Genomic DNA, 21,910 nt, shown 5'->3' with positions numbered 1-21,910 from the left:
GGCCAGCCGGGCGATCCCGTCCGTTTCCAGGGAATATAGGAAGCGCCGTCGCCGATACATCCCCCGGCCGGGCCCGGCTCATGGCTTGCGACCGAACAGGGCGTCGGCGGCATCGCGGTGCGCCGCGGCCAGCAGGCGATGCTTCTCGACCCGGGCGATCTCCGCCTCGAGCAGGGCGATCCGCGCGCCCAGCTCGTCCTGCGAGTAGGGGGCAAGGTCTTCGGCCGCCAGCAGGCTCGCCGCATCGCCCCGGGGGCGGGGTGGATCGCTCTCGTCCATTACGTGGTCAATGTCTGCCTTGCCCCGGTTGCTGTCAACCGGCCTGCGATGTAATGCGGGCGCGACATGCGGCTGCCCCGGGCGGCGCGAGAGGGGGCTGCACGAATTGGCCGATTTGCCTGACACTATGCGCGCCATGGGTTTCGACCAGCCGGGTCCGCCCGGGGTGCTGCGCGAGGAACGCCATCCAATGCCGGTGCCGGCCGCCGGGCAGGTGCTGATCCGGGTCGCCTATGCCGGGGTCAACCGCCCCGACGTGATCCAGCGGCAGGGATTTTACCCCGCACCTCCCGGCGCATCGCCGATCCCCGGGCTGGAGATTGCCGGAACGATCGTCGGCATCGGGGGAGAGGTCGAGCCTGAGCTGCTCAACCGCCGGGTCTGTGCCCTGGTGGCGGGCGGCGGCTACGCCGAATATTGCCTTGCCGAGGCTGGGCAGTGCCTTGCCGTCCCCGACACCATGCCGCTCAGGGATGCCGCCGCGATCCCCGAAACCCTGTTCACGGTCTGGCACAACGTCTTCGAGCGGGGCCTCGCCCGCGAGGGCGAAACGCTGCTGGTTCATGGCGGGACCAGCGGGATCGGAACCATGGCGATCATGCTGGGCAAGCAATTCGGTCTTCAGGTCATCGCCACCGCGGGCAGCGCAGCCAAGTGCGCCGCGGCGCGAAAGCTTGGCGCGGATCTCGTCGTGAACTACCGCGAGGCCGATTTCGTCGCCGAGGTGGCGCGTCACACCGAGGGCCGCGGAGCGGATGTCGTGCTCGACATGGTTTCGGGCAGCTATGTCGCCCGCAACCTCGAATGCCTGGCCGAGGACGGGCGGCACGTGACCATCGCCGTGCTGGGCGGGGTCAAGGCGGAACTCAACATGGCAACCATCATGCGCAAGCGGCTGACGCTGACCGGTTCGACCCTGCGACCGCGATCGAACGGCTTCAAGGCGCTGTTGGCGGACGAGATTCGCCGCAATGCCTGGCCGCTGTTCGCGGACGGCACGATCGCGCCGGTCATGGATCGCACCTATCCGCTGGCCGAGGCGGGCGCGGCCCATACAAGGATGGAAGAGGGCGAGCACATCGGCAAGATCGTGCTCGAGGTTGCCGGCGCGGGCTAGGCCGTCTGCACAGGCTTGCCCAAACCAGTGCCTTGGCCTACAGGATCGAGGCTGACGGCCGCTCCGCAAGGGGCGGCCCTTTCATTTTAAGCTTGCCGAGAAAGAGCCCTCCTATGGCCGATCAACCCACCCCGCTGATGCCCCATGCGACCGCCACCTGGCTGATCGACAATACCGGCCTTTCGTTCGAACAGATCGCCGAGTTCTGCGGACTCCACATTCTCGAAGTGCAGGCGATGGCCGATGATCTGGCCGGCAGCAAGTATACCGGTCGCGACCCCCTGCACGCGGGCGAGCTGACCCAGGACGAGATCGCGCGGGGCGAGGAGAACCCGGAATACCGGCTCAGGATCCAGCGCGCTCCGATCGCGGTCAGCCGGACCAAGGGTCCGCGCTACACGCCGGTATCGAGGCGGCAGGACAAGCCTGACGGCATTGCCTGGCTGATCCGCAACCACCCGGAAATGTCGGATGCGCAGATTTCGAAGCTGATCGGCACCACGCGCAACACCATCGGCGCGATTCGCGATCGCAGTCACTGGAACATCCAGAACATCACGCCCAAGGATCCGGTGACGCTGGGCCTGTGTTCGCAGCGCGAACTCGATGCGATGGTCGCCAAGACCGTGAAGAAGACCGCCGGCGACGAGGGCGAAGGCGATGGCGCGGGAGTGGCGGCTTCCGATAACCGGGGCGACGATCGCGCGCGCCTGATCGAGGAACTGCGCGCCGAACGCGATGCCAGCGAGCGCGCCGCCGCCGAAGCGGCACAGGAGGCCGAGGCGCAGGAATGGATTCGCGCAAAATATGCACCCGAGGACCACGGCGGCTCCTGATTTTCCGAGCAGGGAGCGGTCGCCCCTGACCGGGTGCCGGCTTGGGGCTTGTCACGCGGCGTCCGAGCAGCCATGCAACTGACATGTCTGTCAATAAGCGCTTCCCGGTCGCCACCGCCACCTATGTCCACCCCGTGCCGTGGGATGCTCCGATCGACCCCGAGCCCCTGCCGCTGACCTTTGCGCGGCAGGCGCAGCAGCAGGGTGCGGCCCCGCTGACCGACTTTCTCGGGCGCAGCTTCAGTTACGCCGAACTGTACGAGGTGGCACGCGGTTTCGCGGCGGCTCTCCGCGAAAAGGGCGTCGGCAAGGGCGACCGGGTCGGCCTCTTCCTGCCCAATGTCCCAACCTATATCGCGGCCTATTACGGGGCGATGATGGCGGGGGCGGTCGTGGTCAATTTCTCGCCGCTCTATTCGGCCGAAGAGCTCGCGCAGCAGGTGGAGGATTCGGGCACCCTGCTTCTGGTCACGCTCGATTCGCCGCTCCTTCTTCCGACGGCGGTCCAAGTGCTCGACGGGTCGAGCCTCGTCGCCCTGATCGTGGCGCGGCTGGCCGACATGCTGCCTGCCGCCAAGAGCGTGGCGTTAAGGACGCTCGGCCGCCGCCGTATCGCCGCCCTCCCTCCTCGCGGCGATGTCACCCTGTGGGCGGATTGGCAGGGCGACACGGCGAACCTGCCGGCACTCAGCCCGGCGCCGGATGATCTCGCCCTGCTGCAATATACCGGGGGGACGACGGGCACGCCCAAGGGCGCGATGCTCAGCCACGGGAACCTTGCCAGCAACGCCCGCCAGGTCGATGCGATCGATCCCTTCGGCCGCGACGAGCCCGACAGCGTGCTGGGCGCGCTGCCCCTGTTCCATGTCTTTGCCAACACCTGCGTCCTCAACCGCACCATCGTGCGCGGCGGGCGGATCGCCATGGTCCCGCGCTTCGATCCCGGCGAGGTTCTGAAGACGATCACCCGCACCCGTCCGCGCGCCTTTCCCGGCGTGCCGACGATGTTCCAGGCTTTGCTCGACCACAAGGATTGCGACCGCACCGACTGGTCCTCGCTGCGCATCTGCATTTCGGGCGGCGCACCGATGCCCGCGCCGCTGCGCGAGAAGTTCGCCGCGCGGACCGGGGTTCGCCTGGTCGAGGGCTATGGCCTTACCGAAAGCTCGGGCGTGGTCTCGACCAACCCCTATCTCGCCGAGGCCAAGCCGGGGACGATCGGCCAAGTCCTGCCGCAGACCCGCGTGCTGCTGCTGGATAAGGAAGACCCGACCCGCCTCGCGCCCGATGGCGAACCGGGGGAACTGGCGATTGCCGGCCCGCAGGTCATGCAGGGCTACTGGAACCGCCCGGCCAGTGGCCGCAGCGATTTTGCCGGGATGGACGGCGCCACGTGGCTGCGCACGGGCGATGTCGCCACGATCGACGAGGACGGCTATCTCGCCATCGTCGATCGTATCAAGGACATGATCGCGGTCGGCGGCTTCAAGGTCTTCCCGAGCCAGGTCGAGGCGGTGCTGGTGCAGCACCCTGCCGTCAAGGAAGCGCTGGTGATCGGCCGGCCCGATGCCTATTCGGGTGAAAAGCCGGCCGCCTACGTCACGCTGACGGAAGATTACGAGGCCGACGGCGCGGCGCTGGCAGAGTGGCTCAACGCCCGGATCGGCAAGCACGAGCGGGTGAGCGAGGTCGTCGTGCGGGGCGAACTGCCCAAGACGATGATCGGCAAGCTCGACCGCAAGGCCTTGCGTCAGGAAGTCCTCGCCTGACCGGGCCGTCAGCTCGCGACGCTGAGTTCCGGAGTGGCGTGCGCGGCTAGCGGAGAGACGTCGGCCGGTCCTTCGCGGTGCGAAAAGCGGCCCTCGACCTGTGCGCCCTGTTCGATTGTCAGCGCGTCGTACTGCACGTCGCCGAGGATCCGCGCGGTCTTGAGGATGACCAGTTCACGCGCGGTGATCGACCCGCGGACCGTACCGGCAAGTCGGGCGTGATCCGCCGTGACGTTGCCGGCAATCCGGCTCGTTTCTCCCTGCACCAGCTGGGCGCAGGCGATGTCCCCTTCAACCGTGCCGTCGACATGAAGATCGGCCGATGCCCGGATATCGCCGGTGATCGACAGATCCTCGCCCAGCACGGAAAACGTCGTCCCGCCGCGGCCCCCCGTCGCGCGCACCGGACTAGCGGGTGAGGGCGAGCCGGGGAGCTCGGCGGATTTCTTCGAGAACATTCGGCGCGGTCTCCAGAAACTTGCGCGGGTTCACCGCGACATCGTGCAGTCGGACTTCGAAATGCAGATGCGGCCCGGTCGACCGGCCGGTGCTGCCGATGGCGCCGATGACGTCGCCGGCTGAAACCTGCTCGCCGGCCCGCGCCGCAAAGCGTGACATGTGCGCATAGCGGGTCATCAAGCCATTGCCATGGGTGATTTCGACCGTCAGCCCATAGCCCGACTTCTGGCCGACGAAGCTGATCCGTCCCGCCGCCGCGGCGTAGATGGGCGCCCCGGTCGGGCCGCGGAAGTCCAGCCCCTTGTGCATTGCCGCCGCCCCGGTGAAGGGGTCGCGCCGATAGCCGAAGCCGGACGAGATGTATTCGAGGCTAGCCGGCTCGAGATGCGGAACCTGTGTCAATCCGTCCTCGAGCGCGGCCATACGTGCGATCGAAAGCTCCAGACGCTCGAACCGCGGATCGACCGAACCGTCCGCCGCGGTCGCCAGCCGTTCGAGGGGGCCACCCATGGCCGAACGATCGGCCCGGCGCACCATCGCATCGGGATCGAGGCCGAGCGTGCGAAGCGCGGCCGCCGCGGTCTGCGATCGGCTGTCGGCATAGCGGGTAAGGCGGGCGACCACGGCGAGCTGGCGTGCCTCGATCCGAAGCAGCGGGGCGGCGGCGGGGAATGCCGCACCAAGCTTGTCGATGGCCTTTTCGCCGGCGTCGCCCTCGCCTGCCGCAGGCGCGCCGCTCTCGGCATCGGCCTCGGCCGGCAATGCGGCGATCATCGCCTCGATGAACTCCTGCCGGTGCTGGAGATCAGACGTCACGGCCTCCAGATCGTCGCCGAAGCTCGACAGCCGCTGTTCGGACGAGGCGACCCTGGCCTCGCGCGCCTCGAGCGCGGCGAACTCGCTGCTCGCGCGGTAATGCGTCAGGCCCGCCATGACGGTCAGGGCCGCCCAGGCGACGACCAGCATCGCGATCAGGGCGGCGGCTGCCATCTGGACCCGCGAACTCAGGGTGATGAAACGCACCTGGCCCTGCGAGCGAACGAAGAACTCGCGGTCCGGAAACCACGAGCGAACGAGGGCGCGAAGGCCGCGCCCGGCTTTGTAATCAGTCAAACGACCCGTCCCTTGGTCATTGATGTCCCGGGCGGGGCCCATATCGATATGCATAGCGGAGTCGATGCGACAGCGCGCCTGACGCCGTGAACGGAGCCCGAGTTGCGTTAAAATGAACCACGAGCCGTAGGCGTGGGACCGTTTGTCGGTGCGCCGTGGCCCGGGATGCGGGCTCTCGACCGCGATTCGCATTGGCCCTAAGACCCGCGGCACGATGATCGCGAACAGCAAACCGGGCGCGGGGCGGCGCGATTGAACGGCCGCAAGCGAATCGGCCTGCTCGGCGGCAGCTTCAATCCTGCGCACGGCGGGCATCGGCGGATCTCGCTGTTTGCGAGGCAGGCGCTCGGGCTGAGCGAGGTGTGGTGGCTGGTATCCCCCGGCAATCCGCTCAAGCCCAAGGCCGGGATGGCGCCGCTGGCGGCACGTTTCGCCTCGGCCGCGGCGATGGCCCGGCGCGCCCCGATCAAGGTCAGCGCGATCGAGCGAGAACTGGGCACGCGCTACACCGCCGATACGCTGAAGGGCATCCGCAAGCGGTTTGCCGGGAACGAGTTCGTGTGGCTGATGGGGGCCGACAATCTGGCCGAGTTCCATCGCTGGAAGGACTGGCGCGGCATCGCGCGAACCATGCCGATTGCAGTGATCGCCCGGCCGGGCTATGATGCCGCTGCTATCGCCAGCCCCGCGATGGCCTGGCTGCGGCGCTATCGAATGTCTGCCGCCGCCTTCAGGACCAGGGGCAGATGGAGTGCGCCGGCACTGGTGACCTTGCGTTTCGATCCTGATCCCCGTTCGGCTACGGACATGCGCCGTACCGATCCCGAATGGGCGGCACGTCTCCGCCATACCGGGCTGCGCGATCAGGTGACCTTCACGGCTCTTCCCTCCATCCCCATATCGGCAGAGACGGCGCAGGCTTCCTGATGAGGATTGCGGCCGCAACGCTTGCCCCCAGCCAGCCCCCCGGGGCCTTTTCAAGCAGGAGTGTACCGCCCGCCCATGACCCAGGCGAATATCCCGCCGGCATCGTCCGGCCTGTTTCCGAACCCGGCGGCCACCCTGGCTGACGGCGGCGATCCGCTGCTCGCGCTGGTTCTCGGCCAGCTGGACGACGATCAGGCGGAGGAGATCGTGACCATAGATCTGGCCGGCAAGACCTCGATCGCGGACTACATGGTGATCGCTTCGGGCCGTTCGACCCGCCAGGTTGCCGCGATGGCGCAGAAACTGGCCGAGCGGATCAAGCAATCCGGCTTCGGCCCGGTCAAGCTCGAAGGCTTGCCCGCAGCCGACTGGGTGCTGATCGACGCCGGCGACGTCGTGGTGCATCTGTTCCGGCCCGAGGTGCGCAGCTTCTACAATCTGGAACGGATGTGGGCCTTCGCCGATACACCGGCCGCCGCCGGCACGGCCTGACGCACCTCTTGCGCGCGATCCGGCGATGGAACTGCACGTGATCGCGCGGGGCAAGATTGCCCGCACCCCCGAAGAGGCGCTGGTGGCCCGCTACGCCAAGCGCATTGCCTGGCCGCTGCGGCTGACCGAATTGCCCGATACCGGCGGCCGGGTCCCGCCCCCGCAAACCCCCACGCGCACCGTCCTGCTCGACGAGCGGGGCCGCGATCTCGGTTCGGCGGCGCTGGCGCAGACACTCGGCCGCTGGCGTGACGACGGTGTGCGCGAATGCCGTTTCCTTATCGGTGCGGCCGACGGGCACGAGCCGGAGCAGCGCGAGCAGGCCGATCTCCTGATTGCGTTCGGCAAGGCGACCTGGCCGCATCTGATGGTGCGGGCGATGCTCGCCGAACAGCTCTACCGCGCGACGACGATCCTCGCCGGCCATCCCTACCACCGCGCTGGTTGAGCTCATGCTGCGACCATCCTTCCTGACATTCGGCGTGGGCTTGGCTGGGGGGATTCTCGCGCTCGCCGCGGTTCAGGCAGCCCCGACGAACTCGTCTGGCATAACCGAGCGGACCACGCTGACGGGGGCAATCCGCAATGCCCGCGCGCAGCAACTGGCGGCGCAGGCGCGGGCCGAACGTCTCGAATCGCAGGCGCAAGGCCGCACGCAGGCGGCTGACCGGGCCACCGACGAGGCTGCTGCTCTCGCCGCCCGGGTGCAGCAGGCCGAAGCCGCAATACTGGCGGGCGAGGCGGAACTGGCGCTGGTCGCCCGCCAGCGCGCGGCACTCGGCCGGCAACTGGAGGCGCGGCAAGAGCCGCTGCTCCGGCTTGCCGGTGCGCTGCAGAGCATGGCGAGCCGGCCAGTTACCCTCTCGCTGCTGCAACCCGGCAGCCTGCGCGATCTGGTGCACACCCGCGCGGTGCTGGCGAGCGCGGCGCCGGAGATCCGTGCGCGCACCGCAGCTCTCAGAAGCGATATGTCGCGGATGGCGGCGCTGGAGAATCGGCGGGCAGGGGTCCTTTCGGGTCTGCGCCGCGCGGAAAGCGAGCTTGAGACCCGCCGCACCGCGCTGATCGCGATGGCCGAGCGGGAGCGGATCGCCGCCTCGCGCACTCGCGGCACGGCGGCCCGGGAACGGAACCGGGCGCTGGCGCTGGCCGAGGAGGCGCGCAGTATCGACGATCTGGTCAGCACCTTCGACGCGGCTTCCGCCTTGCGCGACCGGCTCGCGGCGCTGCCCGGCCCATTGCCGCGCCCGGCCGATCCGGCGCGAGTGCGGTATCGCTCGGCAGTAGCCCGCCCCGCTGCACGCCAGGCAACAGTCACCCCGCGATTTCAGTTACCCGTGACGGGGCGAATCGTCACCGGGTTCAACGAGCCTACCCGGGGGGATGCGCGGAGTGCCGGCCTCGAAATTTCACCCCCGGCGGATGCCCTCGTGGTAGCCCCCGGGTCGGCCAAGGTGGCATTTGCCGGTCCTTACCAGGGTTATGGCCGAATCGTCATTCTCGAGCATCCGGGGGGGTTCAGCAGCCTCCTCACCGGGCTTTCCTCGATCAGCGTGGCGATCGGGCAGGATGTCGGTGCCGGCTTTCCACTCGGCCGTGCCGGCGGGCAGGGAGCCGTGCTTGGCTTCGAGATGCGGCGCGCGGGCACTCCGGTCAATCCGCTCGACTATCTGCGCCCTTGATCGAAGGACGGCAGCACTCATCTTTCATTCACGGCCTGCGCGCGATAAACCGGGCGGCCAACGAAGGACGTTTCAATGAACATCGCCGCTCTTGCCCGGTCGGCAGCGCTGGTCACAGCCGCTGCCCTGATCCCTGCCACCACTGCGGGGATGGCACAGGTCGAGGCGCGGGCCGGGCCGCAGTTCGGCGAGCTGTTCGCGGTGTATCAGCGGATCAAGGCAAGCTACGTCGAGCCCGTCGAGGACGACGTGCTGATCAAGGGCGCGATCGGCGGGATGCTCGCCGCGCTCGACCCGCATTCCGCCTATCTCGACGGCAACGACCTTCAGCGTCTCGAGACGATGATCGATGGCAATTACAGCGGGCTCGGCCTGTCGGTGGTGGAAGAGGACGGGGCGGTAAAGGTCGTCGCGCCATTCCGCGGCAGCCCTGCCGACAGGGTCGGGATCAAGGCGGGTGACTACATCACCCACCTCGACGGCCAGTTGATCTATGGCCTCGCCCTTGACGAGGCCGTGCAGCGGATGCGCGGGCAATCCGGCACCAGCATCAGGCTGACCGTCTTCCGCCCCGGGCGCGACGAGCCGCTGGAACTCGACGTCGTGCGCGGGGTCATCGAACTCGAACCGGTCACGTGGAAGCTCGAGCCGGGCAATATCGGCCACATCTCGATCAACGAGTTTTCACGCGATGTCGGCGCAGACGTCTTTGCCGCCTGGCGCGATCTGTTGAAGCAGACCAGCGGCGGCGAGCTGGCAGGGCTGGTGCTCGACATGCGGTCCAACCCCGGCGGCAGCCTCGACGAGGCGGTAGCGCTGTCCGACCTGTTCCTGAAGAAGGGCCAGATCGTGAGCCAGCGCGGCCGCACCAGGAGCGAAAACATCTCCTACGATGCGGAGACCATGTTCCGGGGCGACATCGCCGACGGGGTGCCGATCATCGTCCTCATCGACGCCGGCTCCGCCTCGGCGAGCGAGATCGTGGCGGGCGCGCTGCAGGATCACCGCCGGGCAGTCGTCATGGGCGAGCGCAGCTTCGGGAAAGGGAGCGTCCAGTCGCTCCTGCCATTGGGCCGAACCGCGGCGCTCAAGCTGACGACCGCGCGCTATTACACGCCGTCGGGCCATTCGGTGCAGGAAGGCGGGATCAAGCCCGATATCCGCGTGCCGCAATTGTCCGACCCCGATCTGGCGAAGCGGGCCCGGTTCCAGATGCGCGAAAGCGATCTGCGCGGCCATCTGGTCAACGAACTGGGTCTCGACGATGACAAGATGGAAGCCGATCTCAAGGACGATCCGCGCTTCCAGTTCACTGCCGAGGAACTGAAGGCCAAGGGCGTCGAGGATTTCCAGCTCGATTATGCATTGAAGACCTTGCGCCGCGCGGCGCCGACCGCGATCGCGGCCCGCCCGAGCGCGCGTTGAGGCGAGGAGTACCCACCCCCGGCCCGGCTGTGCGACAAGCGCGCGCGCTGGCCCTGCTGGCGCCGGCACTGCTGCTCGCAGGCGCCTATATCTCGCAATACGTCTTCGGGCTGTACCCGTGCGAGATTTGCCTGTGGCAGCGCTGGCCGCACTGGGCGGCACTGGCGCTTGCCGTTCTGGCCTTCGTGCCGCGCCTGCCGGTGCGCCTGCTGACGGCGCTGGCTGCCGGGGGCATCCTCGTCTCGGGTATGATCGGCGGGTTTCACGCCGGCGTCGAATATGGCTGGTGGGAAGGCATCACGTCCTGCGCCGCCACGGCCGGGCCCGCCGCGCCGGGGCAGAGCGCGCTCGATGCGATCATGGACGCGCCCGTTGTGCGCTGCGACGAACCGCCGTTCACCCTTGCCGGCATCAGTCTGGCCGGCTTTAACTTCCTTTTCTCGGTAATCGCCGGCTTGGCGATCTTCCGGCTGTTGATGGAGCGCAGGCGATGACAGGGACCAGCGACACGGTCGCACGGATGATCAGGGTCGATCAGGCGGGCGAATTCGGGGCGACCCGCATCTACGCCGGCCAGCTTGCCGTCATGGGCGACCGGGCGGTCCATTCGGCCGAGATTTCGGGCATGGCCGAGGAAGAGGCCCGGCACCTCGAAAAGTTCAACGCTCTGATGGCACGGCGCGGGGTGCGTCCCACGCTGCTGCAACCCCTGTGGGACCGGGCAAGCTTCGCCCTGGGCGCGGTGACCGCATTGATGGGCCCCGAGGCCGCGATGGCATGCACCGCCGCCGTCGAAACCGAGATCGATGATCACTATTCGAAGCAGCTCGATGCGCTGCTCGAAAGCGGCGAGGACGATGAACTGGCGCAGATGATCGAGGAGTTCCGCGAGGACGAGCGCGAACATCGCGATGCCGCACTGGCGGCAGGCGCCGAACGCGCGCCGGCCTATCCGCTACTCTCCGGCGTTATCCGGCTCGGTTGCCGGGCAGCAATCCGCATTTCAGAGAGGATATGACGGGAACCGGGACGGGTGTCGGGCCGCTTCACCGATGGTTCACGGCGGGGCCGGTCAAATGATCGCTGCCGCAATGCTTACGAGGGTCTGATGTCGAACTACGCACTTCCCGCCGCCGCTGCCGCCTTCTTAACCGCCACTCTTGGCGTGCCGGCCGTTGCCCAGGACGGGGCTGCGCCGGCCATCGACGACAGCTACAATATGGTTATCGTCTATGGAGACGATGCCTGCCCGCAGAGCACCGATGAGCAGATCGTCGTCTGCGCGCGCAAATCGGAAGGGGAGCGGTATCGCATCCCAGAGGATCTGCGCTACTCGACCGATCCCGCCAACCGCAGCTGGGCCGCGCGGGTCGAGACTTTCGAGATGGTCGGGGCGTTCGGCACGATGTCGTGTTCGCCTGTGGGGGCAGGCGGCTATACCGGCTGCACCCAGGAAATGATCCGTAACGCCTATGCCGACAAGGATGCCGCGGCCACGGTCCGTTTCTCGCAGATCATCGAACGACTGCGGCAGGAACGGCTCGGGACGATCGATGCCGAGGCGGAACAGACCCAGCGCGATGTCGAGATGATCGAGCGCGAATACATGCAGAGGCTGGAGCGCGAGCGGGCGGCGGAGCTGCCCGATGAGCAGGCCCCGCCGCCGGTCACACCGTCGGCTGAAGGCGACGACTAGGCGCACGACGCCGGGGGCATGGCGCACAAGGTTCTGACGGTATTCGGGACGCGGCCCGAGGCTATCAAGCTGTTCCCGCTGCTCCACGCGCTGGCCGGAGATGCGCGCTTCGTCAGCCGGACCTGCGTCACCGCGCAGCACCGCGAGATGCTGGATCAGGTGCTGAATTTCGCCGGTATCGTGCCTGACCACGACTTGTCTCTCATGGAGGCGGGGCAGTCGCTCGACCGGCTTACCGCCCGGGCGATCGAGGCTGTCGGCGCCGTGCTCGATGTCGAGACGCCAGACTGGTTGGTGGTACAGGGCGACACGACGAGTGCCTTTGCCGCGGCCCTCGCCGCGCACTACCGCCGCATCCCCGTATGCCATGTCGAGGCCGGCCTTCGCAGCGGCAATCTCGATCATCCCTGGCCCGAGGAAATGAATCGAAGGGCGATCTCGACCTTCGCTGCCCTCCATTGCGCGCCGACCGACTGGGCAGCGCAGAACCTGCTTGGCGAAAGCATCGATCCTGCGATCATCCATGTAACCGGCAATACCGTGATCGACGCCCTGCGATGGACGGCGGATCAGGCGCGGCGCGGGCGGGCGTCCTCGGCCGCGCTGGATGACGCGCTGACGCGGTTTGCCGGCCAGAGGATTGTCGGCGTCACCGTGCACCGGCGCGAGAACTGGTCGGAGCTTGGCGATATTGCGCGGGCCGTCGAGGCGCTGGCGGGCCGCGGCGATGTCGGGATCGTCTTCCCGCTCCATCGCAATCCGGCGGTTCGAGGCGCCATGCAACGGCTGGAGCGGCACCCGAAAATCGCGCTGCTTGACCCGCTCGATTACCCCGATTTCGTCCACCTGCTCGGCCGGGCGTGGTTCATGCTGACCGATAGTGGCGGCGTTCAGGAGGAAGCGCCGTCCTGCGGAACTCCGGTGCTGGTCATGCGCGAGACAACCGAACGGCCCGAGGCCATCACCGCGGGCACCGCAAGGCTGGTGGGTACCTCACCGCATGGAATCGTGCGCGCAGCCGAGCACTTGCTGGACGATGCCGTAGTCCACGCCGCGATGGCGCAGGCCCACAACCCTTACGGTGACGGCAAGGCGGCGGCGCGGATCTGCAACCTCCTCGCCGCGGCCGGTCAGTCCCCGCGGTAACTGCGGAACCAGTCGACGAAGCGCGGGATCCCCTCGTCGATCGTGACTTGGGGGCGATAGCCGAGGTCGGCGGTAATGGCGTCGATATCGGCATAGGTGCGGGGAACATCGCCGGGCTGCATCGGATGCATCTCGATCTGCGCCTTGCGGCCGCAGGCTTCCTCGATGAGGGCTATCACCCGGGTCAGCTTTTCACTTCGGTGATTGCCGATGTTGTAGAGCGCATGGGGCTTGACGCTTCCCCCCGCCTTGATTGCGCCGTCATCGACCGGCGGGTGGTCGAGGCAGGCGATCACGCCGCTGACGATATCGTCGATGAAGGTGAAATCGCGCCACATCTCGCCATGGTTGAACACCTTGATCGGGCGACCTTCGAGAACGGCATCGGTGAACAACCACATGGCCATGTCGGGCCGGCCCCACGGCCCGTAGACCGTGAAGAAGCGCAGGCCAGTCAACGGAACGCGGTATAGGTGGGCGTAGGTTTCGCTGATCAGTTCGTCGGCCCGCTTGGTCGCGGCATAAAGCGATACCGGGTGATCGGTCCGATCGGCGACCGAGAACGGCAGGGTTTCGTTCCCGCCATAGACCGACGAGGAACTGGCATAGACCATCGGCACGGCGCCGCGATGCCGGGCGATCTCGAGCATGTTGACATGGCCAAGCAGGTTCGAGGCGACATATGCGCGGGGGTTTTCGAGGCTGTAGCGCACCCCGGCCTGGGCGCCGAGATGGATGATGGAATCAAACGCCTCGTCTGCCAGCATCCGGTCCAGCGCCTCGGCATCGGCAAAATCGACCTCGGCGAAGCGGAAGGCGCCGCTGCTTGCCTGTTCGACATGGCGCAGGCGATCCCGTTTCAGCGACACCGCATAGTAATCGTTGAGATTGTCGATCCCCAGCACCTCGTCGCCGCGCGCGCAAAGCCGCGCGGAGACCGCGGCGCCGATGAAGCCTGCCGCCCCCGTGACCAGTACCCGCACGGGGATCAGCTCTTGTCGAGCGCGATGTCGGGGGCGTCTTCCTGCTTCATGCCGACCACATGATAACCGGCATCCACATGCATCACCTCGCCGGTAACGCCCGAGGCGAGGTCCGACAGCAGGAACAGCGCCGCCCCGCCGACTTCCTTGATGGTGACGTTCCGGCGGAGCGGCGAGTTGAGCTCGTTCCAGCGCAGGATATAGCGAAAGTCGCCGATGCCGCTGGCCGCGAGCGTCTTGATCGGACCGGCGCTGATCGCGTTGACGCGGATGTTTTGCGGCCCGAGGTCGTTGGCCAGATATTGGACGCTTGTCTCGAGCGCGGCCTTGGCGACGCCCATGACGTTGTAATGCGGGATGACCTTTTCCGCGCCGTAATAGGTCAGCGTCAGCACACTGCCCCCACCGCGGCCATCTTCGCCCACCGGCGGCATCATCGCGGCGGCCCTTTGGGTCACCGCGACGAGGCTATAGGCCGAGATGTTCATGGTCATCAGGAAGTTGTCGAGGCTGGTGTCGACATACTTGCCGCGCAGTTCGGCCTTGTCGGAAAAGCCGATTGCATGGACCACGAAATCGAGCGTGTTCCAGCGCTGTTTCAGCGTATCGAACGCCTGGTCGAGGGCGGCCATGTCGGACACGTCGCATTCCAGCAGAAATTCGCTGCCCAGTTGCCGGGCCAGCGGCTCGACACGCTTTTTCAGCGCCTCGCCCTGATAGGAGAAGGCAAGCTCGGCCCCTTCGGCCGCCAGTTTCTGCGCGATCCCCCAAGCCAGCGACTTGTCGTTGGCGAGGCCCATGATGAGCCCCCGCTTGCCCGCCATCAGATCGCTCATGCCTGTTCCTTCTCGTCCCTGATTTCCTGTTCGAGCGCCGCCCGCCGCCGGTCGTCCGTCTGGCCGATCGCGTTGATCTCCTCCTCCGGCGTTTCGGCAAGGGCGGCGTTGAGTTCCGCGCCGATAACCAGCCCGAGGCCGACAAGCCAGAAAAAGAACAGCGCCACCATGATCCCGGCCAGACTGCCATAGGTAAGATCATAGGCGAAAAAGCTGCGCAGCACCGCCGGCAGCAGAGTGGTGACGGCAATCCACCATAGCGTGGTCAAGAGGACGCCCGGCCATTTGGGATAGCGCCGCCGCCGGTACTTCGACGGCGTCAGCGTATAGAAAATGAGGTAGAGCGAGCCGAACAGGCCCAGTGCCGGCACCAGCCGGGCGAGCCGCAGTTCGCTGACCACGTCGAGCAATTGCGGGATATAGGCGTCGATCACCTCCTGCGCGGCGCCGATGACCACCTGCGCCATCAGCGACAGCAGCAGCAGCAGCACCGCACCGATAATGACCCCGCTCGACAGCAGGCGATATTTCCAGAACGCGTGGGTCATCGTGGTGCCGTAGGCACGGCGCAGGATATCCCGGATCGATTCGACCAGGCTGCCGACGGTCCACAGCGCCACCGCGCCGCCGATCCACAGGAACCAGCCGCTGCGCGCCTCGATCACCCCGCGCGCCACCGGCTCGATGACTTCGGCGACGACCGGCGGCAAGGCCATCAGCACCGCATTGATCGAGGCGGCCCGCTCGCTCTCCTCGCCCAGCAGGGAAAAGAGCGCGGCGCCAAGGATGAAGAACGGAAAGATCGAAAACAGCGCCAGATAGGCGAGGTTGCCAGCGTGTATGAACCCGTCGTTGAACGTTCCGACGGCGACCCGCTTGGCGATCTCCCACGCCCGCGTGCCCGGGCCGACATGCTCCGCCATGCGTCCGCGCAAGGTCGAGGCGGCCTTGCGGCGGGCCTCGGGCGAAAGCGACTGGATGGCCCGCCGATCGGCCGGGGGGAGCTGGGCCGCAGGCACGGTCAGACGGCCAGCTTGCTGCGGGGGTCGCTGTCGTCCTTCCATCCTTCCAGGCGCCGCGAGAGGTCGGCCAGGTCGGCCGGCAGCTGGATGGCGAGTGTCACCCGCTGGTCGCCGCGGGTGCCGTCCTTGCGACTGAAGCCCTTGCCCTTGAGACGCAGGACGCTGCCTCCGCCGGTGCCGGGCTTGATCGTCATCATGACCGGCCCGTCGACCGTGGGCACGCGAATCCTGCCCCCGTTGACCGCCTCGTCGAGCGTTACGGGCAGGTCCAGAAGCACGTCGTTGCCCTCGCGCCGGAATACGGGATGCGGGTCGATCGTGATCGTGACCAGGCCATCGCCGGCGCCGTTCGGCCCCTGCTCGCCCTTGCCCTTGAGCCGCATCTGGGTGCCGTCCTCGAGCCCGGGCGGCAGCTTGAGGTCGATGGTCTTGCCGTCGGCGAGGGTAATGCGCTGCGGAGCCATCGTCGCCGCATCGGCGAACGGCACCCGCAGCCGGTAGGTGATATCGGCCCCGCGGCGCGGCGGGGCGGCGCGCTGACCGGCTCCGTTGCCGAACGGGCTGCCTCCACGGCCTCCGCCGGCCCGCCCGCCGAACAGGCCTTCGAAGATATCGCCGAGATCGACCTCCTCGCCCCCGCCGAAGCCCTTGAAATCCTCGGCCCGGAAGCCGCGCTGGCCGCCCCCGGCAAAGCCGCCGCCGTAATTGCCGCGCCCGCCGCCCATTCCGGCGAAGGGGTTCGCCGGGTTGCCATCGGCGTCGATCTCGCCGCGATCGTAGCGGGCGCGCTTGTCCTTGTCGGACAGGAGATCATAGGCGCCGGTCACCTGGCTGAACCGTTCCGCCGCCTTGGGGTTGTCCTGATTGCGGTCGGGATGCAGTTCCTTGGCGAGCTTGCGATAGGCGCTCTTGATGTCTTTTTCGCTTGCCGTGCGGGGAACGCCAAGGGTGGTATAGGGATCGGCCATGGCGGATTAGCTAGGTCGAACGCTTGAGCCGCGCAAGCTTGCCGCTTTCGCATTGCGGGGCGGCGCGGTAAGGGCGCGAGGATGGACGATCAGAGCGCGATCCCGCATGGCGACCCCTTCCTGCTGTTCGAGGTATGGTTCGGCGAGGCCAAGGCGAGCGAGCCGAACGATCCCAATGCCATGGCCCTTGCGACCGCGACGCCCGAAGGCCGCCCCTCGGTGCGGATGGTGCTGCTGAAGGAGCATGGCCGCGAGATCGGCGAGCATGGGGGCTTCATCTTCTATACCAATGGCGAGAGCCGCAAGGGCTCGGAAATCCACGCCAACATGCACGCCGCCTTGCTGTTCCACTGGAAGAGCCTGCGCCGCCAGGTCCGCATCGAAGGTCCGCTGCGCGAGGTGAGCGAGGCGCGTGCCGACGCCTATTTCCATTCGCGCCCGCTGGTCAGCCAGATCGGATCGGCGGCATCCGACCAGTCCCGCCCGTTGCCCGACCGGCGGATCTATCTCGACCGGGTGGCGGCGCTCGAAGCGCGTTACGAAGGCAAGGACACCATCCCCCGCCCGCCCCACTGGACCGGGTTCATGCTCGAACCCCGGCGGATCGAGTTCTGGCTCGACCGGCCCAATCGCCTGCACGACCGGCGCGAATTCGTGCGCACCGAAGACGGCGGCTGGGACAACGTGCTGCTCTATCCATGACCCGGCAGCGTGCAGCCCTGGCCCGTTCGGCGGCGATCGCCTCGATGGCGGTGGCGATCGTGCTGGTCGCGCTCAAGAGCTGGGCTTCGTGGCGGACCGGGTCCACCGCCATGCTCGGCAGCCTCGCCGATTCCGCGCTTGATCTGGTGGCCAGCCTGGTGACCCTGTTCGGCGTGTGGTTCGCGTCGCGCCCGGCGGACCGGGAACATCGCTTCGGACATGGCAAGGCCGAGGCGCTGGCGGCCATCGTCCAGGTCATGCTGATCGCGGTCTCTGCATTCGGCATTGCCGCGCGGGCGATAGCGCAGATGCTGGGCCAGCAGACGACCCAGGCGGCCGAGGAGGGCATCGCCGTCTCGCTGATCGCCATCGCTGCAACCTTCGCGCTGCTGATGTGGCAGCGCCACGTTATCCGGCAGACCGGATCGGTGGCGATCAAGACCGATCACATGCACTACCATTCGGACCTGCAGCTCAATCTCGCCGTCATCGCCGCGCTGGCACTCGACCAGTATGCCGGGTGGGGGTGGGCCGATCCGCTGTTCGGGCTGGCAATCGCGGGCTGGCTGGCGTTCGGCGCCTGGTCCGCGGCGGGGGAGGCGGTCGACCAGCTGCTCGACCGCGAGTGGCCCGCCGACAAGCGTCAGGCCTTCGTCGCGGCGGCGGCGCGCCATCCCGAACTGTCCAATCTCCACGATCTCAGGACCCGCACCAGCGGCACCCATGATTTCGTCCAGTTCCACGTCGACCTTCCGCGTGGGATGACCGTGGGGGCGGCACACGACATCATCGAGCGGGTGGAGAACGACCTCATGTGTCAATTCCCCGACATGGAATTGCTGATCCACATCGACCCCGAAGGCCATGTCGACGAGCCGGACAACCCCCTGGTCGAGGAAAACGAGTTTTCGCGAATGGAGCGCGGGCAATGAGATGGCTCGATTACTGGCACGTCGATGCTTTCGCGAATCGACCCTTTACCGGCAATCAGGCGGCGGTCATCCCGCTCGATGCCTGGCTGGGCGATGACGTCCTGCAGGCGATCGGCGAGGAAAACAATTTCGCCGAAACCGCCTTCGTGGTCCCGGACACCAGCGGGGCGGCGGATTATGAACTGCGCTGGTTCACGCCCACCAGCGAAGTGAGGCTGTGCGGCCACGCGACCCTGGCGAGCGGCCATGTGCTGCTGGTTGACAGCCCCAGCGAGCGGGTGACATTCCGGACCCGCCATGCCGGCGTGCTCGAAGTGCGCAGGGCAGGGGCGGGTTACGAGCTGGCGCTTCCCGTCGGCCACGTCGAGGCGCGTGCGATGCCGGAACTGCTGGCCGCGCTGGGAAATGACGGCAGGACGTTCGACAGTGTAGCCGGGGCCGAGGACACCACCATCGTTCTTTTCGAGGACGAGGCCGCGGTCCGGGCGCTTGCCCCGGATATGCGCGCACTGGAGCGGATCGATCGCATGGCGATCTGCACCGCCCCAGGAACCGCGACCGACGTCGTCAGCCGGGTCTTCGTGCCCGCCTGGGGCGTCCCCGAAGACAGCGTCACCGGCTCGGCCCATGCTGTTTTGGCGCCGTTCTGGGCCGCCCGTCTGGGGCGCAATGCCTTCACCGCTCATCAGGCCAGTCGCCGTGGCGGAAGGCTTACGGTGCGGCTGGACGGCGAGCGCGCCTGGCTCGGCGGAACCTGCGTGACCGTCGTCGAAGGCCGGTTTCGCCTGCCTTAGCGGACCGGATACAGCTCGACGATATCGGCCAGCTCGTCCAGCATCGCCTTGCGCTGGGCGGCATCGGAATGGCCCAGCCGGACGATCGTCAGCCCCTGCTCGGGCGAGACGATCACGTACTGGCCCATGTGTCCGATCATCGCATAGAGGCTGGGCGGGGCGCGCTGGGGGAACAGCGGATGCTCCTCCCCCGTCTCGGTCAGCGGACGGTTGAGCCAGGTCTGCAATCCGTAATGCGGGCTGACCGGGCTGGGCGTGGTCATTTCCGCGACCCAGCTGCGCGGGACCAGCTGTTCGCCCCGGTGGCTGCCCTTGCGGCGCAGCAACTCGCCCAGCTTGCCCCAGTCACGCGCGCTCGCATGAACGAAACTCGATCCGATGAACGTGCCGGCGACATCGAATTCGGCGACGGCGGTGCGCATGTCCAGCGGATCGAACATGCGCGCCTGGAGGTAGTCCGCCACGGCCTTGCGCCGCGCCGCGGCCGATGAATTGCGGGTCAGGGTGCGGGCGGCGATATCGGCCAGGATGACCGTGGTCGCGGAGGAATATTCGAATTGCTTGCCAGGCTCCGCCTCGAGCGGCTGGGCGGTGGCGTAATCGGCCATGTCGTCGCGCCCGTCGAGAAACAGCATCCGCACTTCGCCGCTTTCGTAGGGGGGATCGCCGGCCTCGGTATGCTCCAGCCCGCTGCGCATCTGGAGCAGATGGCGAAGGGTGATGTCGGCGCGCGGATCTCCGCTCCGTTGCCAGCGGGGTTCGGGCGCCGGCATGTCCAGCCGCAGCAGCCCGTCGCCGACCAGCATGCCGATCATCACCGCCGAAAGCGTCTTCGACATCGACCAGCCGACGAAGCGGGTGTCGGGGCCGTAGCCCTCGCCATACCGCTCGGCCGCGATCTCGCCATCGTGGAGGACGAGGAGCGCGCGGGTATCCCCAAGTGCCGGGTCATCGAACAGTTCGTCGACTTCGCGGGCAAGCTGTTCGCGCGGGGCGCCGGCCTTGTCGGTGACGGCCGCCAGAGCCTCCTCGCTCAGCGGAGCAGGCGCATCCGGGCCGGGCGAACCGCAGGCCGACAGGCCGAGGCAAACAAGGCTTGTGAGGCCGAGCAGGGTGGCGATATGGGGTGCGGGCCGCGGCGTCATGCGGCCCACTCGCACAAGGAAATCCCGCTTGGCAATGGCCAACTCCCCCGCCCGCCCGGCGTCCCGGGCATCATCTGGAAGGTCGCGCATGTGGCTGGTGCTTGCCATGCTCGCGGGGCTGGGCGCGATGGCTGGCTGGATGCGCTGGGGCGATGAGTTGAGCCGGACCGCCGCGGCTGGCACTGCCTATGGCGCGCGGGTCGCCTGTTCGTGCCGGTTCGTCGCCGGACGCAGCCTTGAAGATTGCGCGCGCGACAAGGTTGCCGGGATGGGATTGGTGCGCCTCAGCGAAGATCCAGAGGCGAAGAGCGTGACTGCCACGGTGCCGCTGCTCGGTTCGGATACCGCGCGATACCGCGAAGGCTATGGCTGCGTGCTGCCGCCCCAAACCGACTGATTGGCCGGTTCCGTCCGTTCCGCCAGAAAGGCGGCGTAGGCGCCGCGCAACCCGTCGTCGAAAGCGATTTGCGGACGCCAGCCCAGCGCCGTCAGCTTGCGGCTGTCCAGCAGCTTGCGCGGGGTGCCGTCGGGCTTGGAGGTATCGAAGACCAGCCGGCCTTCGTAGCCGATCACCGCGGCGATCCGGAGGCGCGATAGAACCCTAGCACCAAACTGATCGTCAATCGCGGAACGCAACTTCTTTTTTACAAAAAGGCATTGCGAGAGTATACTTCGGTTAACTTCGGAATAGCGTTGTGCGATGCCCAGGCCTCTCGATCTCGATTTGCCATCGCTGTCTAATTTTGGTGCATTGAGATTGAAACACGAATTGATCTCAAAAATGTGCGCTACAAGAGATTATGTATGGAGTTAGGATGGCTAGTTGAGGAAGGCACTAATGCCAAGTTAATGTAATTACTTGTCTTTCCTCATACCTAACAAGCACCTCTATTGGAGCGGTGCTACTTTGTCGGCTCCTCTAGTCTGCTCATATAGAGAAATATGCGAGAGATGAATCGCCAACAGGACATTGACCACGATGACGCAACGAGCGCGATCGACGCAATCGCTGCCTTGGTTCGCCAAGCCCGCGACCTATGCGACCGCCATCGCTTGATCGCAATTGCGATCGATTTGTCGCTCGCATTAGACAAGTTGGAATCAGAAAAAAATTAACGCTATTCGTTTAGTGTTCTTGTGACTCTCAAACATATCACCGGCTTAGTCTCTAGGTAGCTATGGCGAGTCAAAGCGGTGTTACCAAGAAAGGGAATTCCTACACTGGAGTGAAGAAATGGGTTTGGTCGCGCATTTTAATAATCATAAGTCCCAATCAGACGGATGGAGCGTTAATAAAACAGATTTTCTGAACGACTATCAGCTGCGTTTCCACGCAGAGCAGATTCTAGTGATGCGAACCCTTCGAGCGCGTCACCTTTCTGCCGTTCTTTTTGGGGAGGGGGGGTGGAACATTCTTCTTGACCTGTTCATACAGGAAATCGCGGGAAAAGATGTTTCCATTACTTCAGCTTGCATCGCCTCTTTAGCGCCACCGACTACCGGGCTTCGATATGTAGAACTACTCATCGGGCTTGGGCTGATTGCTAGAATAGCGCATCCTAACGACCGTCGTTCAAGTCATCTTAC

The 21,910-nt window shown here is 66.6% G+C and carries 25 protein-coding genes; 16 read left to right on the top strand and 9 right to left on the bottom strand.

The features are described 5' to 3' along the window. Positions 1-78: 78 nt before the first annotated feature. Positions 79-279 carry a DUF1192 family protein gene (locus tag ACHFFA_RS02000; protein ID WP_394269167.1) on the bottom strand — a complete coding sequence of 67 codons (201 nt, stop codon included), beginning with the start codon at positions 277-279 and terminating at the stop codon, positions 79-81. A 136-nt stretch (positions 280-415) separates the two neighbouring features. Here ACHFFA_RS02000 and ACHFFA_RS01995 point away from each other — a divergent pair, with 136 nt between their 5' ends. From ACHFFA_RS01995 to ACHFFA_RS01985, 3 genes are all read left to right on the top strand, one after another. Further along, entirely contained in the window at positions 416-1,396 is a 981-nt protein-coding gene (locus ACHFFA_RS01995) for an NAD(P)H-quinone oxidoreductase (protein WP_394269166.1), read from the top strand. Between the two features lie 113 nt (positions 1,397-1,509). Beyond that, entirely contained in the window at positions 1,510-2,232 is a 723-nt protein-coding gene (locus tag ACHFFA_RS01990) for a DUF1013 domain-containing protein (RefSeq protein WP_394269165.1), read from the top strand. Positions 2,233-2,315: 83 nt separating this feature from the next. Next, positions 2,316-4,001 carry an AMP-binding protein gene (locus ACHFFA_RS01985; RefSeq protein WP_394269164.1) on the top strand — a complete coding sequence of 562 codons (1,686 nt, stop codon included), beginning with the start codon at positions 2,316-2,318 and terminating at the stop codon, positions 3,999-4,001. A gap of 8 nt (positions 4,002-4,009) precedes the next feature. On the opposite strand, the gene ACHFFA_RS01980 is transcribed toward ACHFFA_RS01985, so the two are convergent. Continuing rightward, positions 4,010-4,405 (bottom strand): polymer-forming cytoskeletal protein, encoded by a 396-nt coding sequence (locus ACHFFA_RS01980; RefSeq protein WP_394269163.1) that lies wholly within the window; start codon positions 4,403-4,405, stop codon positions 4,010-4,012. 4 nt (positions 4,406-4,409) lie between these two features. After that, the gene (locus tag ACHFFA_RS01975; RefSeq protein ID WP_394269162.1) at positions 4,410-5,573 is read right to left on the bottom strand and encodes a M23 family metallopeptidase; all 1,164 of its coding nucleotides are present in this window, start codon (positions 5,571-5,573) and stop codon (positions 4,410-4,412) included. Between the two features lie 252 nt (positions 5,574-5,825). Here ACHFFA_RS01975 and ACHFFA_RS01970 point away from each other — a divergent pair, with 252 nt between their 5' ends. The 9 genes from ACHFFA_RS01970 to wecB all read left to right on the top strand — a co-directional run bounded on the left by ACHFFA_RS01970 (position 5,826) and on the right by wecB (position 12,941). Beyond that, positions 5,826-6,500, top strand: coding sequence for a nicotinate-nucleotide adenylyltransferase (locus ACHFFA_RS01970; RefSeq protein ID WP_394269161.1), 675 nt, complete (start codon positions 5,826-5,828; stop codon positions 6,498-6,500). Between the two features lie 75 nt (positions 6,501-6,575). Beyond that, positions 6,576-6,992, top strand: coding sequence for a ribosome silencing factor (gene rsfS / locus ACHFFA_RS01965; RefSeq protein WP_394269160.1), 417 nt, complete (start codon positions 6,576-6,578; stop codon positions 6,990-6,992). A gap of 25 nt (positions 6,993-7,017) precedes the next feature. Next, entirely contained in the window at positions 7,018-7,440 is a 423-nt protein-coding gene (locus ACHFFA_RS01960; protein WP_394269159.1) for a 23S rRNA (pseudouridine(1915)-N(3))-methyltransferase RlmH, read from the top strand. A gap of 4 nt (positions 7,441-7,444) precedes the next feature. Next, positions 7,445-8,674, top strand: coding sequence for a murein hydrolase activator EnvC family protein (locus ACHFFA_RS01955; RefSeq protein ID WP_394269158.1), 1,230 nt, complete (start codon positions 7,445-7,447; stop codon positions 8,672-8,674). A 75-nt stretch (positions 8,675-8,749) separates the two neighbouring features. Further along, a complete protein-coding gene (locus tag ACHFFA_RS01950) occupies positions 8,750-10,099 on the top strand; it encodes a S41 family peptidase (protein ID WP_394269157.1) in 1,350 nt (449 codons plus the stop codon). 29 nt (positions 10,100-10,128) lie between these two features. After that, positions 10,129-10,593: a disulfide bond formation protein B gene (locus ACHFFA_RS01945; RefSeq protein ID WP_394269156.1), complete on the top strand. Its 465-nt coding sequence runs from the start codon at positions 10,129-10,131 to the stop codon at positions 10,591-10,593. Beyond that, complete coding sequence (locus ACHFFA_RS01940) at positions 10,590-11,117, top strand: demethoxyubiquinone hydroxylase family protein (RefSeq protein WP_394269155.1); 528 nt, start codon at positions 10,590-10,592, stop codon at positions 11,115-11,117. Before ACHFFA_RS01945 ends, ACHFFA_RS01940 begins: the two co-directional genes overlap by 4 nt. A gap of 90 nt (positions 11,118-11,207) precedes the next feature. Next, a complete protein-coding gene (locus ACHFFA_RS01935; protein ID WP_394269154.1) occupies positions 11,208-11,795 on the top strand; it encodes a hypothetical protein in 588 nt (195 codons plus the stop codon). Positions 11,796-11,813: 18 nt separating this feature from the next. Further along, on the top strand, positions 11,814-12,941 hold the full coding sequence (gene wecB, locus ACHFFA_RS01930) for a non-hydrolyzing UDP-N-acetylglucosamine 2-epimerase (protein WP_394269153.1): 1,128 nt from the start codon (positions 11,814-11,816) through the stop codon (positions 12,939-12,941). Here wecB and ACHFFA_RS01925 read toward each other — a convergent pair. The 4 genes from ACHFFA_RS01925 to ACHFFA_RS01910 are packed head-to-tail and all read right to left on the bottom strand — an operon-like array spanning position 12,926 to position 16,750. Further along, positions 12,926-13,924 (bottom strand): GDP-mannose 4,6-dehydratase, encoded by a 999-nt coding sequence (locus tag ACHFFA_RS01925; protein ID WP_394269152.1) that lies wholly within the window; start codon positions 13,922-13,924, stop codon positions 12,926-12,928. The genes wecB and ACHFFA_RS01925 overlap by 16 nt on opposite strands. Positions 13,925-13,929: 5 nt before the next feature. Next, complete coding sequence (fabI, locus tag ACHFFA_RS01920; protein WP_394269151.1) at positions 13,930-14,760, bottom strand: enoyl-ACP reductase FabI; 831 nt, start codon at positions 14,758-14,760, stop codon at positions 13,930-13,932. Beyond that, entirely contained in the window at positions 14,757-15,779 is a 1,023-nt protein-coding gene (locus ACHFFA_RS01915; protein ID WP_394269150.1) for a YihY/virulence factor BrkB family protein, read from the bottom strand. Before ACHFFA_RS01915 ends, fabI begins: the two co-directional genes overlap by 4 nt. A gap of 2 nt (positions 15,780-15,781) precedes the next feature. Further along, the gene (locus ACHFFA_RS01910; RefSeq protein ID WP_394269149.1) at positions 15,782-16,750 is read right to left on the bottom strand and encodes a DnaJ C-terminal domain-containing protein; all 969 of its coding nucleotides are present in this window, start codon (positions 16,748-16,750) and stop codon (positions 15,782-15,784) included. An 81-nt stretch (positions 16,751-16,831) separates the two neighbouring features. On the opposite strand from ACHFFA_RS01910, the gene pdxH reads away from it, so the two are divergent. From pdxH to ACHFFA_RS01895, 3 genes are read left to right on the top strand one after another with little or no spacing between them, the layout of a single operon-like run. Next, a complete protein-coding gene (gene pdxH / locus ACHFFA_RS01905; RefSeq protein WP_394269148.1) occupies positions 16,832-17,452 on the top strand; it encodes a pyridoxamine 5'-phosphate oxidase in 621 nt (206 codons plus the stop codon). After that, positions 17,449-18,384, top strand: coding sequence for a cation diffusion facilitator family transporter (locus ACHFFA_RS01900; RefSeq protein ID WP_394269147.1), 936 nt, complete (start codon positions 17,449-17,451; stop codon positions 18,382-18,384). Before pdxH ends, ACHFFA_RS01900 begins: the two co-directional genes overlap by 4 nt. After that, entirely contained in the window at positions 18,381-19,178 is a 798-nt protein-coding gene (locus ACHFFA_RS01895; protein ID WP_394269146.1) for a PhzF family phenazine biosynthesis protein, read from the top strand. Before ACHFFA_RS01900 ends, ACHFFA_RS01895 begins: the two co-directional genes overlap by 4 nt. On the opposite strand, the gene ACHFFA_RS01890 is transcribed toward ACHFFA_RS01895, so the two are convergent. Then, on the bottom strand, positions 19,175-20,323 hold the full coding sequence (locus ACHFFA_RS01890) for a serine hydrolase domain-containing protein (protein ID WP_394269145.1): 1,149 nt from the start codon (positions 20,321-20,323) through the stop codon (positions 19,175-19,177). The two genes, ACHFFA_RS01895 and ACHFFA_RS01890, sit on opposite strands and share 4 nt — an antisense overlap. A 34-nt stretch (positions 20,324-20,357) precedes the next feature. Between ACHFFA_RS01890 and ACHFFA_RS01885 the strand changes: the two genes are divergently transcribed. Beyond that, positions 20,358-20,720, top strand: coding sequence for a hypothetical protein (locus ACHFFA_RS01885; RefSeq protein ID WP_394269144.1), 363 nt, complete (start codon positions 20,358-20,360; stop codon positions 20,718-20,720). Here the strand turns inward: ACHFFA_RS01885 and ACHFFA_RS01880 are convergent. After that, complete coding sequence (locus ACHFFA_RS01880; RefSeq protein WP_394269143.1) at positions 20,687-20,896, bottom strand: hypothetical protein; 210 nt, start codon at positions 20,894-20,896, stop codon at positions 20,687-20,689. The genes ACHFFA_RS01885 and ACHFFA_RS01880 overlap by 34 nt on opposite strands. Between the last annotated feature and the right edge of the window lie 1,014 nt (positions 20,897-21,910).

This window comes from Qipengyuania sp. (assembly GCF_043423005.1).
Classification (GTDB): Bacteria; Pseudomonadota; Alphaproteobacteria; order Sphingomonadales; family Sphingomonadaceae; genus Qipengyuania.
Note: the sequence above shows the minus strand (reverse complement) of the source record. Positions and strands in the feature narration are given on the sequence as shown.